Source organism: Methylocystis sp. Uni0008 (assembly GCF_056838045.1).
On the sequence record NZ_CM166370.1, the window covers coordinates 1 to 12487 of the forward strand.

Below are 12487 nucleotides of genomic sequence, written 5' to 3' on the forward strand. Positions count from 1 at the left end.
ATGTCCGATCATAGAGAACATCTCGCAAGCGACGCTGTCTCCGCTGAGGATCGCTCGAAATGGGACCGAGTCCGGCACCGACTGAGGACTGATCTCGGCGACGCAGTTTACAATTCCTGGTTCACGCGATTGGAGCTCGAGCGCATCGACGGCGGCGCGGTGCATCTGACGGTGCCCACCAAGTTTCTCAAGAGCTGGGTGCAATCGCACTATGCGCCGCGCATAAAGGCGCGAGTCGCGAGCGAGTTTTCGAAGGTCGAGCGCGTGGTCATCGACGTGCGCTCGCCTGCGCGCAAACCCCGCTCACGTGAAGAGGGCGCAGATCCGGGCGAGTGCAACGCGGCGACGAACTTTATCGACCGCGCCGTCCCGCGATTCGCGCCGATGCCGGAGCCGGCGTTCGAAGCGAACGGACGCCGCGCGGCGCGCTCGATGACGTCACGTCACGACGCCGACCCGTTCGTCGGCTCGCCGCTCGATCGCCGGCTGTCCTTCTCGACATTTCTGGTCGGCCCGTCGAACCAGCTCGCATACGCCGCCGCCTGTCGCGTCGCGGAGGCCCGGGCCGGCGACCTTCCCATGTTCAATCCGCTCTATGCCCACGCGGCCGTGGGGCTCGGCAAGACGCACCTCCTGCAGGCGCTTGCGCACGCCTCGAACGACAACCGCCGCCATACGATCTATCTGACGGCGGAGCGCTTTATGAGCGGTTTCGTCTCGTCGCTGACCGCTCACACGTCGCTGGCCTTCAAGGAGAAGCTCCGCGGCATCGACATGCTGATCATCGACGACGTGCAGTTTCTCCAGGGCAAATCTATCCAGCAGGAGTTTTGCCACACGCTGAATGCGTTGATCGACGCCGGTCGTCAGGTTGTCGTCGCCGCCGACAGGCCTCCGTCGGAGCTCGACACGCTCGACGAGCGCGTGCTGTCGAGATTCAAGGGCGGGCTCTGCGTCGACATCGGCCCGCTCGACGAGTCCTTGCGCGTCAAGATTCTGACCGCGCGCATCGCGTCGGCGAAGGAGTCGCAACCAAACTTCCACGTGCCGCCCGAGGTCATCGCCTATGTCGCGCGCACGATCGTGACCAACGGCCGCGATCTCGAGGGCGCCGTCAATCGGCTTCTCGCCCATGCGACGCTGACGGGGGCGCCGCTGACCGTAGAGACCGCGGAAACGGCCATTCGCGATCTCGTCCGCACGCAGGATCCTAAACGCGTCAAGATCGACGACATCCAGAAGCTCGTGGCGAGCCACTACAATATTTCGCGCGCCGACATTCTCTCCTCCCGCCGCACCGCCAATGTCGTGCGGCCGCGACAGATCGCCATGTATCTGTCGAAAGTGCTGACCTTGCGCTCGTTGCCGGAGATCGGCCGCCGATTTGGCGGCCGCGATCACACCACCGTGCTGCATGCGGTGCGCAAGATCGAGGAGCTCGCCGCCAAGGACAAAGGCCTGGCGGAGGTCATCGAGCTGCTGAAGCGCATCTTGAGCGAGCAGTAGCCGTCGCTCTGCGCTCCGCCGGGTTCGCGCTTTCTCGCCGCGAAGTCGACTGAGCGCCTAAAATTTCTCACCGGCCGGTCTTCACCGTCGTCCACATTCTGGTGATCAGTTTCTGAACTGTCTGATCGGGCGCGCTGACCGTAAACAGGCGCTTCATCGTGAGATCGTTGGGATATACGGAAGGATCATTCGCCACCGCCTTGTCGATTAGCGGACGCGACGGCGCGACGCCATTGGCGAAATTCGTGGCGACCGAATTGCGCGCCGCGATGTCGGGACGAAGCAAATAGTCGATGAAAAGATAGGCTTCGTCGAGATGCTTTGCGTCCTTCGGGATGGCGAGGTTGTCCAGCGACAGGAGCGAACCTTCGCTCGGTATCACATAGGCGATATCGACGTCGGTTCCCGCCTCGCGAGCGCGGTTGCGCGCCTGCAGACTGTCGCCCGACCAGCCGATGGCGAGGCAGATGTCGCCGTTCGCCAGGGCGTTGATATATTCGGAGGAATGAAACTTCTTCACATAGCGGCGCAGGCTCCCAAGGAGATCGGCGGCGCGTTTGAGATCCTTCGGATTTTTGGAATTCGGATCGAGCTTCAGATAGTTGAGCGCGATCGCGAACATGTCTTCGGGGCTGTCCAGCATGTAGACGCCGCAGTCGGCGAGCTTCCTTAAGGATTCCGGCCGCAGAACCTGGTCCCAGCTGGTTATCGGCTTGCCAAGCCTCTCCTGGATCTTGGCGACGTCGTAGGCGACGCCCGTCGTGTACCACATGTAGTTGATGGCGTGGCGGTTGCCGGGATCGAAACGCGCGAGCCTGTTGTCGATCTCCGGCCATATGTTCCGCGCGTTGACCAGCTTGCTTCTGTCGATCGGCTGCAGCACGCCGGCCGCAATCTGCCGCTGAAGGAATGTCGCGGACGGCACGACGATGTCGTAGCCGGTGTCGCCTGCAAGGAGCCGCGCCTCGAGCATCTCGTTCGAGTCATAGGTGTCATAAATGACCTTGATCCCGGTCTCTCGGGTGAAGTCCTCGAGAACGCTTGGATCGATGTAATCGCTCCAGTTGAAAACATTGACGACGCGCTCGGCGCAGCGGACCGGGGTCGTTGCGGCGAAGAGCGCGAGCAAGCATGCGAGAAGAAGCCGTTTCATGCGACAAGCCGTGTAGCGGATCACTAGGGCGAACCTATCATGGTTGCGCGCGCTTTGGCGACGCGCCATGCTCAGCTTGGAGCGAACCGCAGGCGGGGAGACGACTATGACGGCAGCTCTCATCGCAGGCTCGACCGCGCTCGAAGCTCGCGCCGACGTGACCAGATGCGTCGCGCGCGGCGCACGCCGCTACCTGCGGGCTTGCGGCTTCTCGGTCGTTTGCGAAGCGCCCCTGCCGAACGGGCGGCGCGCCGATCTCGTCGCCCTCGCGCCCGATGGCGTCTTGCGCATCGTCGAGGTCAAGTCGAGCTACGCCGATTTTCGCGCCGATCTCAAATGGCCGCACTATCGCGATTTTTGCGACCGGTTCTATTTCGCGATCCCCACGTCGCTCGATCCGGCGATCTTTCCGGAAGATGCGGGGCTCGTGGTCGCCGACGCCCACGGCGCATTGTTGGTCCGGGAGGCAACGGCGCTCCCGCTCGCGCCCGCCCGTCGGCGGTCGATGCTCTTGCGCTTCGCGATGATGGCGGCGGACCGTTATTGCCTGCTGGCCTTCGGCGACGAGCCTGCGAACTGACGCGAGTTCAGCGGGGCGCCCGCTTGGCGAGGATGCGCTGAAGGGTGCGGCGGTGCATGTTGAGCCGCCGCGCCGTCTCCGAGACGTTGCGGTCGCAGGACTCGAACACCCGCTGAATGTGCTCCCACCGCACGCGGTCCGCCGACATGGGGTTTTCCTGAGCGTCCGGCTTGTCGAGCTGAGTCGCCATCAGCGCGTGATAGATTTCGTCGGCGTCCGCCGGTTTGGCCAGGTAATCGAAAGCGCCAAGCTTAACCGCGGTGACCGCGGTGGCGATATTGCCGTAGCCGGTGAGGATGATTCCCCGCGCGTCGGGCCGCACGGCCTTGAGCTTGGAAATCACATCGAGTCCGTTGCCGTCGTTCAGCCGCATGTCGATGATCGCGAACGCAGGGGGATTCGACTCGAGGGCGGCGAGGCCGTCGGCGACGGTTTCGCACGGCGTCACCAGGAAGCCGCGGGCCTCCATCGCCCGCGTCAATCTGCTGAGGAACGGCTTGTCGTCATCCAGGATCAGCAATGAACGATCCTGCGGCGCCGAAACGTGTTCAGGCTCCGATACGCCTTCCTGATCCGCCTTCAGTTCTTCGGCCGACATCGTGCGTTTCCACCCGTGATTTTTGTCAAATCTAGCTTATCGCCGGCGCCGCGTCGATCCTATTTGTCTTGCGGGGGAAGCCTTGGTCTGGCGGCGGCAGGTTCGAGCGCGGCGCGTGGCCACGTGATTCTGACGATCGCGCCGGTTCGGGGCGGCGAGACATTGCTCGTCTCGACGACCGCGCCCGATCGCTCCAGAAGCGTCTTGGCGATGAAGAGACCCAGCCCCAGTCCCGATTCCGCGTCGCTTTTCGTCCGTCGCTCCGTTGGCCGGCCCCTCAGATAAGGATCGCCGAGCCGGTCGAGAATGTCGGGAGAGAACCCCGGCCCATCGTCCTGAATGATGATCGTCACATAGCTCTGACTCCAATAGGCGTCGATTTTCACGCGCGAACTGGCGAAATCGATGGCGTTCTCAACAAGGTTGCCCAGCCCGTAAAGAATGGCCGGATTGCGCGCCAGCACAGGGGGGTTGGACGGCCCGGTTTTTGATATGTCGACCTCGACCTCGGCATCACGCTGCGGCTCGACGACCTCCTGGATCAGCGTGTCGATGGAGAGCAGATTCATGACGCTGCTCTGGTCCGTCGCGCCCAGAGAAGCGAGCTTCCCGAGTATCTCCCGGCAGCGCGCCGACTCCTGGGCGAGAAGCGCGAGGTCGTCACGAAGTTCCGGCGCATTCTCCGGCACTGACTTCTGCAGCTCTCTGATGATGAGCGTGATGGTCGCGAGTGGGGTGCCAAGTTCATGCGCGGCCGCGGCGGCGAGGCCGTCAAGCTGCGAGAGATGCTGTTCGCGCTCGAGCACCAGCTCGGTCGCCGCGAGCGCGTTTGCCAGCAGCCGCGCCTCGTCGGACACGCGCGCGGCGTAAATGCCGATGAACGCCGCGCTGAGCACGAGCGCCGCCCAAACGCCTGTGCGGTACAGAAGGGGGAAGGTCAGTTTCTCGTCGGGATACCAGGGCAAGGGGTAATATTCGACGGCGAGCACGGTTGCGACGGCGATCATGACAATGCCGAGGAGCAGCGTCAGGTTGCTCGGCAGCGACACCGCCGAGATGATCACGGGCGTCAAGAACAGCATCGCGAAGCTGTTCGTCAGCCCGCCCGTGAGATAGAGCAGGAATCCAAGCTGGATGATGTCGTATCCCAGCAGCACGGCGGCTTCGACGTCGCCGAGGCGGAAACTGCGCGGCGTGCCGAATCGCATGCCGATGTTGAGCGTCGCCGAGGCTCCGATGAAGACGAAGCAGAGGCCGACGGGAAAATCGAATCCGAGAAAAAAATAGACGCCGATACATGCCGCCGCCTGACCGGTGATCGCCACCCAGCGGAGCATAAGCAGCGTCTCCATGCGAAGACGCCGGGCGTCATAGTCATATTCGAGGGTCGTCATTTCAGTATGTCCATCAAGCGCCGCTTCCGCGCCTATCACAATCCGACGCCGCGCGACGCGCGCCAAAGGCGCCATTGTCTGCGCAGCGGCGAGGGTTCGCCAGGCGGGCGAAGCGGATCGTAATCGCTTCGCGCCAACTGCTCCAGATAAAGCGGCGTGGTCGCGGCGGGGAGCAGCGCGGCGCGGGCGGCGCCCAGATCCGGGGCGAGGCGGCGCGCCTCGTCATAATGGGATTGCGCCAGCGCCTGCATCTTCCTGAGCGCCGGGCGAAGCTCGCCGCCGCCCGAGGGCTCCGGCTGGCCAGCGGGCGCGAACGCCTCCTCAGGCAGGAATTTCCGCCGTTCGAGGCTCTCTGCGAGCGCGCGCAATATCCGTGTGAGGCCGAGCGCGACCCCTGCGTGATCAAAAGCGCCCGCTGAAGGCGCTTGAAGGTCGGCTCCGAGAATCTGCCCCGCCCAGCGAATCGGCGCCGACGCCGTCGCGCGGCAATAGTCTTCGAGGGCCGCCCATGTCGGCATCTGATCGTCGTAAAGGTCGAAGACATGCGCCTCCGCCAGCGCCACGAACTCCTCGCGCGGCAGGGCGAATCGCTCGATCGTGTCGATCAGCGCATCGGCTACGGGATTGGCGCGGGCGCCTTCGCCCTGCGCGGCGTCGCCGCCCTCCAGCGCGTCGATCCACCACTGCAGCCGCATCTCGCCGAGCAGCGGCTGGGTGACCTTGCCGCTGACGTCCGCTGATTCCCGGGCGAAGGCGTAGATCGCATGAATGTGCCGGCGCGCCTCCTGCGGCGCAAACAGAGAGGCGAGCCAAAGATCGCGGTCGCGCGAGCGCAGAAGCTCTTCGCATTGCGCGTAGTGCTGCTCCTGCAGCGCGGTCATGTCATACGGCGATCAGCAGCGCGCCGACCCGCCGATCCTCGTCGACAAGCATGTTGTATGTGCGCACTGCGGCTCCAGTCGCCATGGTTTCGCAGCCGACGCCCGCCGTGCGCAGCTTGGCGCGCAATGCGCCGGCAAGCGGCGTCAAATCTTTTCCAGTGCCAATGACGAACAGGTCAAGGCCGCCGCTTTCGAAAAGCGCCCGGTCGAGAATCGCTTCGTCGATCTCGGCGGCGCTGGTCAGGGGCACGGCGCGAACGCTCGTCGGCAGCGCGAGAATTGAGCCGCGGTGCGACATGTCGGCGAAGCGGAAACCGCCGCTTCCGTAGTCGTCGATCTTGTGACGGCCGGGGACATAGCCGCCAGGAACGGTCAAGCCGGCCTCGTCTTGGCCCGTTTGCCCGCCGCCTTCCGGGGCGGCGACGGCGATTTCTCGGGGCTTGCCGGAGGCGCGGCGGATGGTTCCTCGGCGACGTCCTCACGCGCGGCGACAGCGGCCTCGGGCTTGCGCTCCGTCTCGTGCCTCTGCGCGGCCTTGTCGGCGTCTTCATTGCGCAAACCGAGATAGATCAGCATCGGCGAGCAGATGAAGATCGACGAGTAGGTCGCGACGAAAATGCCCCAGATCATCGCGAGCGAGAACGACCGGATGACCTGGCCGCCGAAGGCGACGAGCGCGAACAGCGCCAGCATCACGGTCGTTGCGGTCATGATCGTGCGCGGCAGGACGGCGTTGATCGACATGTCGACCATCTGCGCCGTCGCCATTTTCTTGTATTTGCGCATATTTTCGCGAATACGGTCGAGCACCACCACGGTCTCGTTCAACGAATAGCCGACGATGGTCAAAATCGCGGCGATCGACGTGGTGTTGAATTCGAGCTGCGTGATCGAGAAAAAACCGACGGTGAGCAGCAGATCGTGCATCGTCGCGATCACCGCCCCGATGGCGAACTGCCACTCGAAGCGGAACCACAGATAGGTCAGCACCGCGATGATCGAGAGCACGACGCCGAGTGTTCCGGACTGTACCAATTCGTTTGAGACGCGCGGGCCGACGACCTCGACGCGGCGCAAATCATAGTAGGCGCCCACGGCGTCGCGCACCCGCTCCACCGCCGCCTGCTGGGCGACGTCGCCGCCGGGCTGCAGACCGAAGCGCAATGTCGCGTCCGACGGATTGCCGAACGCCTGCACCTCGATGTCGCCCAGATGCAGGTTTTCGCCTAGCGTTCGCAGCGTGCCGACTTCCGCAGCGCCGGACTTGGCGCGCAGTTCGATCACCGTGCCGCCGGCGAAATCGATGCCGAAATTCATGCCCCTGAAGACGAACAGCGCGACGGCGATCAACGACAGCAGAGCCGAGAACGGATAGCTCACGCGGCGAAACCGCATGAACGGGAACTTGGTGCTCTCCGGGGCGAGGCGCAGAAGTTTCATGAGTGTCGCCCTTTAGATCGGCAGTTTCGTCGGCCGCGCGTAATGATACCAGACGGCGATCATCATGCGCGTCATGGTCACCGCGGTGACGATGGTGGTTAAAATGCCGAGCGCGAGCGAGACGGCGAAACCGCGCACGGGGCCGGTGCCGAGAAAATAAAGAATCGCGGCGGCGACGAACATGGTGACGTTGGAGTCGACGATGGTCGCGAAAGCGCGCGTGAAGCCAGCGTCGAGCGAAGCGAGAATAGAGCGGCCCGCGTGATTTTCTTCGCGTATGCGCTCGTAGATCAGCACGTTCGAGTCGACCGCCATGCCGATCGTCAGCACGATGCCGGCGATGCCTGGCAGCGTCAGCGTCGCGCCGAGCAGCACAAGTCCCGCGAAAATGAAGGCGATGTGCACGAAGAGCGCGAGATTGGCGAAGACGCCGAAGACGCCGTAAGTGACGAGCATGTAGACGACGACGAGGCCCGCGCCGACATAGGCGGCGCGCTTGCCGGCGTCGATCGAATCCTGGCCGAGGCCGGGGCCGACAGTGCGCTCTTCAACGATGTTGAGCTTCGCGGGCAGAGCGCCCGCGCGCAGCAGGATCGCGAGATTGTTCGCCTGCTCGACGGTGAAGCGCCCCGAAATCTGTCCCGAGCCGCCGGTGATCGGCGTCAGGATTCTCGGCGCCGAAATCACCTTGTTGTCGAGGACGATGGCGAACAGGCGCCCGACGTTTTTCGAGGTGACTTCGCCGAAGGCCTGAGCGCCGCGGATGTTAAAGCGGAAATTGACCACCGGCTCGCCGCTTCTTTGCTGGTCGAAGCCCGGTTGCGCGTCCGTGAGATCCTCGCCCTTGACCATCACCTGCTTTTCGACGGCGATCTTGCCTTCTTGTTCGACCTGATCGAGCTCCTCGAGCTCTGAAGGATTTTGACCTGGATCGCCGACGAGCCGGAATTCGAGCTTGGCGGTCTTGCCGAGGATTTCCTTGAGCGTTTCAGGATTCTGAAGGCCAGGCACCTGCACCAGCACGCGGTCGTCGCCCTGACGCTGGATGCTTGGCTCGCGCGTGCCGAGAGCGTCGACGCGCCGCCGAATGACCTCGATCGATTGCTCGACCGCTTTGCGCGACTTGTCCGTGACGCCAGCGTCGGTGAGCATCACGCGGATAAGGCCATCGGGCGTTGTCTCGATGTCGAGCGGCGCAGCCCCGCCCATGAGAGCGTTGCTGAAGCCGTTGCGCAGCTGGCGCAGTTTGGGAAGAATTTTCTCGCGATCGGCGGGGTCGGTCACGCGCACCTGAACGCCGCGCGTGGTCGCGCCGATTCCGCCGGAGATCGCCACCTTTTCCTCGCGCAGGATCCGGCGCACGTCGTCGCGCAGATTTTTCACCTGCGTGCTGATGAGGTCAGCCTGGTCGACTTCGAGCATCACATGCGAGCCGCCCTGCAGATCGAGGCCGAGCACAATGGTCGGCGGAACCAGCCAGGAGGGCAGCCGCGACTTCAGCTCCTCGTAATGCGAGGCCGACAACATGCTCGGCGCGACGACCATCAGGGCGGCGACGGTCATCGCCACGACGGCGAGAAATTTCCAGGTCGAGAAACGCAGCATCGTCCTGCTATCGGCTAGGTGATCGAAAGGATCGCGTCAGCTCTGCGAGCCGGATTTGGCGTCGCCTGGCTTGCTGTCGCCCGCCTTGCCGTTGCCGGTCTTGACGTCGCCCGACTTGGTCTCGCCAGACTTCGTCTCGCCAGACTTGGCCGATTTTCCGCCGGCTTTCGGTCCGCCTGTTTTGGCGGGCGGCGGCTCTTCCCTGACCGGCTCGCCCTTGGCGCGCACTTCGGCGATGGCCGTGCGCAGCATTCTTACCCGCACATTCGGGGCGATCTCGACTTCCACTTCCGCGTCGTCGATCGATTTCGTCACCTTGGCCACAAACCCGCTCGTGGTGACGAGCGTGTCGCCGCGACGCACGTTGCGAAGCTGCGCGAGCTGCTCCTTCTCGCGGCGGGATCGCGGACGGATCACCAGAATGTAGACAATGCCCATCACCACAAAGATCGGAATGAGCTGTCCCAGCATCTCCGGCATGGTCGGAGCCTGGGCCGTTTCAGGCTGCGTCGCGACGCTCTGGCCAGTCTGGCCGGAAGTCGGCGGATGTGGCGGGGTCGGCGTGGGCGGCGCTGCGGGCGCGCTAGGCCCCGCCGGCGCAGTCGCAGGCGCTTCGGCGGCGGGCGGTGACGGCGTCTGGTCTTGCGCCAAGGCGTCCGGGATCAGCTTCATTGCAAAATCTCTTTAAGGGTCGAAGCCCGGCGCGGATGCTTTTTTGCAAGGGCCGGAACGGGCGCGGACTATAGCCGCTCACTTCACGAAAGCAATGGCGCGCAACCGGACTTCGCGCGCTCGGCGTGAGTCGCGGAGTGTGTGGCTGCGCACCGCAGCCCGTCCTTGGAACGCCTAGTCATTGCAGGCGCCTTGCGGCGTCTTTCATTGTCAGGAGACAAATGATGTCGAAAAAACTTTTCCGCGCGGCCCTCTCGCGGGAGCGCGCGTCGCCTCAGCCTTGCGCGACGCCGCTTTGCGGACGCTTGTCAGCAACGAACCCTGTCCGAGCGCGCCGGAGTCTCGGAGCCGCGCAACTGTGACGCCGGAGCGCGATAGCTCGCAACTCTCGCAACTTGTGGAAAGTGCGCCACATAGAACGTGGGGCAATGCCTCAGCCTAAGCCTCCCGCCACGGCGGACCGCGCTGAGCAAATTATGGAAGGTGGAGCCAATGTCAGCTTTCAAGAACATCACTATGGTCGCGGCGCTGGTCGGCGCATTGGCGATACCCGTCACCGCCGGCGCTGCAGGCGGGTGGGGCGGCGGCGGTCAAGGCGGCGGCGGCCAGGGCGGCGGCGGAAAAGGTGGCGGCGGCGGGCAGTGGGGTGGCGGCGGCCAGGGCGGCGGCGGTCAAGGCGGCGGCGGCGGTCAGTGGGGAGGCGGCGGCCAAGGAGGCGGGGGCGGCCAGGGCGGCGGCGGCGGCAAGTGGGGCGGCGGCGGCCAGGGCGGCGGCGGCAAGTGGGGCGGCGGCGGCCAGGGCGGCGGCGGTGGACAGTGGGGAGGTGGCGGCGGCAAGTGGGGCGGCGGCGGCCAGGGCGGCGGCAAGTGGGGTGGCGGCGGCTGGGGCGGCGGCCATGGCTCCCACGGCGGCTGGGGCGGCGGCGGTTGGGGCGGACGGCATGGCGGCGGACGCTGGTGGCGCGGGCGCTGGTGGGATTATGGCGTCGGCCGTTGCTGGCGTTGGCATCCCTACCGTCAGACCTGGATGTGGGTCTGCGGCTAAGGCCTGACTTTTACACTCGGAGTTGCTGCGCGAGCCCGCGCAGCAACTCAAGGCAGGCGGCCAGTTCGGCGATGTCAATATATTCGTCGGGCTGATGCGCTTGATCTATTCGCCCAGGGCCGCAGACGACGGCTGAAATGCCCGCGCGCTGAAACTGACCCGCCTCCGTGGCGTAGGGCACGGCGATCGTGGCGTTGCGCTTGGCGAGCCTCAGCGCCAGCGTCTCCGCCTCCGAGCCGGGCTGCGGCGCCAGGCCCGGCACCTGATTTTCAGTCGTTGTCTCGACGCCCGTCTCGGGAAAGCCGGCGAAAACCGTTTTTCGCAGCTCTTCGCAATAGGCTTCCAGCCTGTCGCGGGCAAAGTCTGGCGAGGCGCCCGGCAATCCCCGGAACTCCCAAAGGAATTCGCAGTCCTTGGCGACGATGTTGCGCGCCGTTCCGCCGTGAATGGCGCCGACGTGAATGGTTGAGAAGGGCGGATCGAAGCGCCCGCTCGGATCGCCCATCGCGCGGAGTTCTTCGCCGAGGCGATTGAGCTGGCAGACGAGGTTGCAGGCGACATGCACCGCGCTGACGCCGCGATGCAGATTCGCCGAATGGATCTCGAAACCGCGCACGCGCGTCACGAAGGTGGCGACGCTCTTATGCGCGTCGGCGACCTCCATAGACGTCGGTTCGCCGACGATCACGGCCGACGGGCGCGGCAGATCGGCGCCAAACCGCGCGATGACGTCGAGCGGGCCGAGACAGGTCGTTTCCTCGTCGTAGCTCAACAGAATGTGAATCGGCCGGGACAGCCGCGCCGCCTTGAACTCGGGGATCATCGCGAGGCAGGCGGCGTCGAACCCTTTCATGTCAACGGCGCCGCGCCCAGAGAGCCGGCTCGCGTCTCGGCGTAGCCTGAACGGATCGGCGCTCCACTCCTGGCCCGTGACCGGCACGACGTCGGTGTGGCCCGAGAGAACCACGCCGCCGTCGACGTCTGGGCCGATGGTGACGAAGAGGGCCGCCTTGTCGCCGGAGGCGTTGGGCGCACGCACGAAACGCACGTCCTGTTCGCGCAGATAGGACTCGACGAAATCGATCAGCGGCAGATTGGATCTGGAGCTCACCGTGTCGAAAGCGACGAGGCGAGCGAGCATGTCGATCGCGGCTTCAAGGCGGTCCATCTCGATCGCCTAATTCAGCGTCGGGTGCGACAGCGGACTGTCGAGCGAGAAAGCGGGGACTTCGACGTCGAAGGTTTCGCCCGCGTCGGTGACCATGCGATAGCTGCCCTGCATCATCCCCGAAGGCGTGCTGAGCGGGCAGCCGGAGGCGTAGCGAAACGTCTCGCCGGGCTCCAGCACCGGCTGCTCGCCGACCACGCCCGGTCCGCGCACTTCTTCGCGGCGGCCATTGGCGTCGATGATGACCCAGTGGCGCGACAGAAGCTGCACGCGAACGCGCCCGAGGTTGGCGATCTCGATCGTATAGGACCAGAAATAGCGATCCTGGTCGGGGTCCGAGCGATCCGGCAGAAAGTCTGGGAGCGCCGTGACCTGAATGTCTCTGGTGATGGCGATATACATGCGCGCAAGATTAGAGCGCGCGCCAGCAAAGGGAAACGCCTTTG

General features: G+C 64.8%; 13 protein-coding genes. 3 read left to right on the forward strand and 10 right to left on the reverse strand.

Annotated elements, in window-relative coordinates; all coding sequences use genetic code 11:
• Positions 1-1506, forward strand: coding sequence for a chromosomal replication initiator protein DnaA (dnaA, locus tag AC0X69_RS00005; RefSeq protein ID WP_482610119.1), 1506 nt, complete (start codon positions 1-3; stop codon positions 1504-1506).
• Between the two features lie 67 nt (positions 1507-1573).
• Here dnaA and AC0X69_RS00010 read toward each other — a convergent pair whose 3' ends face one another.
• The gene (locus AC0X69_RS00010) at positions 1574-2659 is read right to left on the reverse strand and encodes a polyamine ABC transporter substrate-binding protein (protein WP_482610121.1); all 1086 of its coding nucleotides are present in this window, start codon (positions 2657-2659) and stop codon (positions 1574-1576) included.
• A gap of 106 nt (positions 2660-2765) precedes the next feature.
• Between AC0X69_RS00010 and AC0X69_RS00015 the strand changes: the two genes are divergently transcribed.
• Complete coding sequence (locus AC0X69_RS00015) at positions 2766-3239, forward strand: MmcB family DNA repair protein (protein ID WP_482610123.1); 474 nt, start codon at positions 2766-2768, stop codon at positions 3237-3239.
• A 7-nt stretch (positions 3240-3246) separates the two neighbouring features.
• Here the strand turns inward: AC0X69_RS00015 and AC0X69_RS00020 are convergent, their stop codons facing one another.
• Genes AC0X69_RS00020 through yajC form a run of 7 tightly spaced genes read right to left on the reverse strand, consistent with a single transcriptional unit; the run spans position 3247 to position 9829 of the window.
• On the reverse strand, positions 3247-3837 hold the full coding sequence (locus AC0X69_RS00020) for an ActR/PrrA/RegA family redox response regulator transcription factor (RefSeq protein ID WP_482610125.1): 591 nt from the start codon (positions 3835-3837) through the stop codon (positions 3247-3249).
• A gap of 59 nt (positions 3838-3896) precedes the next feature.
• Positions 3897-5231: an ActS/PrrB/RegB family redox-sensitive histidine kinase gene (locus AC0X69_RS00025; RefSeq protein ID WP_482610127.1), complete on the reverse strand. Its 1335-nt coding sequence runs from the start codon at positions 5229-5231 to the stop codon at positions 3897-3899.
• 35 nt (positions 5232-5266) lie between these two features.
• Positions 5267-6112 (reverse strand): phytoene/squalene synthase family protein, encoded by an 846-nt coding sequence (locus AC0X69_RS00030; RefSeq protein WP_482610129.1) that lies wholly within the window; start codon positions 6110-6112, stop codon positions 5267-5269.
• A gap of 1 nt (position 6113) precedes the next feature.
• Positions 6114-6488: an Mth938-like domain-containing protein gene (locus AC0X69_RS00035; RefSeq protein WP_482610131.1), complete on the reverse strand. Its 375-nt coding sequence runs from the start codon at positions 6486-6488 to the stop codon at positions 6114-6116.
• Positions 6485-7552 (reverse strand): protein translocase subunit SecF, encoded by a 1068-nt coding sequence (gene secF, locus AC0X69_RS00040; protein WP_482610133.1) that lies wholly within the window; start codon positions 7550-7552, stop codon positions 6485-6487. The genes AC0X69_RS00035 and secF overlap by 4 nt, the downstream gene beginning before the upstream one ends.
• 12 nt (positions 7553-7564) lie before the next feature.
• Positions 7565-9157 carry a protein translocase subunit SecD gene (secD, locus tag AC0X69_RS00045; protein WP_482610135.1) on the reverse strand — a complete coding sequence of 531 codons (1593 nt, stop codon included), beginning with the start codon at positions 9155-9157 and terminating at the stop codon, positions 7565-7567.
• A gap of 36 nt (positions 9158-9193) precedes the next feature.
• Positions 9194-9829 (reverse strand): preprotein translocase subunit YajC, encoded by a 636-nt coding sequence (gene yajC / locus AC0X69_RS00050; protein WP_482610137.1) that lies wholly within the window; start codon positions 9827-9829, stop codon positions 9194-9196.
• A gap of 492 nt (positions 9830-10321) precedes the next feature.
• On the opposite strand from yajC, the gene AC0X69_RS00055 reads away from it, so the two are divergent.
• A complete protein-coding gene (locus AC0X69_RS00055) occupies positions 10322-10873 on the forward strand; it encodes a hypothetical protein (protein ID WP_482610139.1) in 552 nt (183 codons plus the stop codon).
• 10 nt (positions 10874-10883) lie between these two features.
• Here AC0X69_RS00055 and argE read toward each other — a convergent pair whose 3' ends face one another.
• Both argE and apaG read right to left on the reverse strand, forming a co-directional pair.
• The gene (gene argE / locus AC0X69_RS00060) at positions 10884-12041 is read right to left on the reverse strand and encodes an acetylornithine deacetylase (RefSeq protein WP_482610141.1); all 1158 of its coding nucleotides are present in this window, start codon (positions 12039-12041) and stop codon (positions 10884-10886) included.
• Between the two features lie 9 nt (positions 12042-12050).
• On the reverse strand, positions 12051-12443 hold the full coding sequence (apaG, locus tag AC0X69_RS00065; RefSeq protein ID WP_482610143.1) for a Co2+/Mg2+ efflux facilitator ApaG/CorD: 393 nt from the start codon (positions 12441-12443) through the stop codon (positions 12051-12053).
• Positions 12444-12487 lie beyond the last annotated feature (44 nt).

Excerpts from the sequence above, each read along its gene's own strand:
- AC0X69_RS00015 (WP_482610123.1), top strand. The coding sequence starts at position 2,766 with ATGACGGCAGCTCTCATCGCAGGCTCGACCGCGCTCGAAGCTCGCGCC.
- dnaA (WP_482610119.1), top strand. The coding sequence starts at position 1 with ATGTCCGATCATAGAGAACATCTCGCAAGCGACGCTGTCTCCGCTGAG.
- argE (WP_482610141.1), bottom strand. The coding sequence starts at position 12,041 with ATGGACCGCCTTGAAGCCGCGATCGACATGCTCGCTCGCCTCGTCGCT.
- AC0X69_RS00055 (WP_482610139.1), top strand. The coding sequence starts at position 10,322 with ATGTCAGCTTTCAAGAACATCACTATGGTCGCGGCGCTGGTCGGCGCA.
- apaG (WP_482610143.1), bottom strand. The coding sequence starts at position 12,443 with ATGTATATCGCCATCACCAGAGACATTCAGGTCACGGCGCTCCCAGAC.
- AC0X69_RS00030 (WP_482610129.1), bottom strand. The coding sequence starts at position 6,112 with ATGACCGCGCTGCAGGAGCAGCACTACGCGCAATGCGAAGAGCTTCTG.
- AC0X69_RS00025 (WP_482610127.1), bottom strand. The coding sequence starts at position 5,231 with ATGACGACCCTCGAATATGACTATGACGCCCGGCGTCTTCGCATGGAG.
- yajC (WP_482610137.1), bottom strand. The coding sequence starts at position 9,829 with ATGAAGCTGATCCCGGACGCCTTGGCGCAAGACCAGACGCCGTCACCG.
- AC0X69_RS00010 (WP_482610121.1), bottom strand. The coding sequence starts at position 2,659 with ATGAAACGGCTTCTTCTCGCATGCTTGCTCGCGCTCTTCGCCGCAACG.
- secD (WP_482610135.1), bottom strand. The coding sequence starts at position 9,157 with ATGCTGCGTTTCTCGACCTGGAAATTTCTCGCCGTCGTGGCGATGACC.
- AC0X69_RS00020 (WP_482610125.1), bottom strand. The coding sequence starts at position 3,837 with ATGTCGGCCGAAGAACTGAAGGCGGATCAGGAAGGCGTATCGGAGCCT.
- secF (WP_482610133.1), bottom strand. The coding sequence starts at position 7,552 with ATGAAACTTCTGCGCCTCGCCCCGGAGAGCACCAAGTTCCCGTTCATG.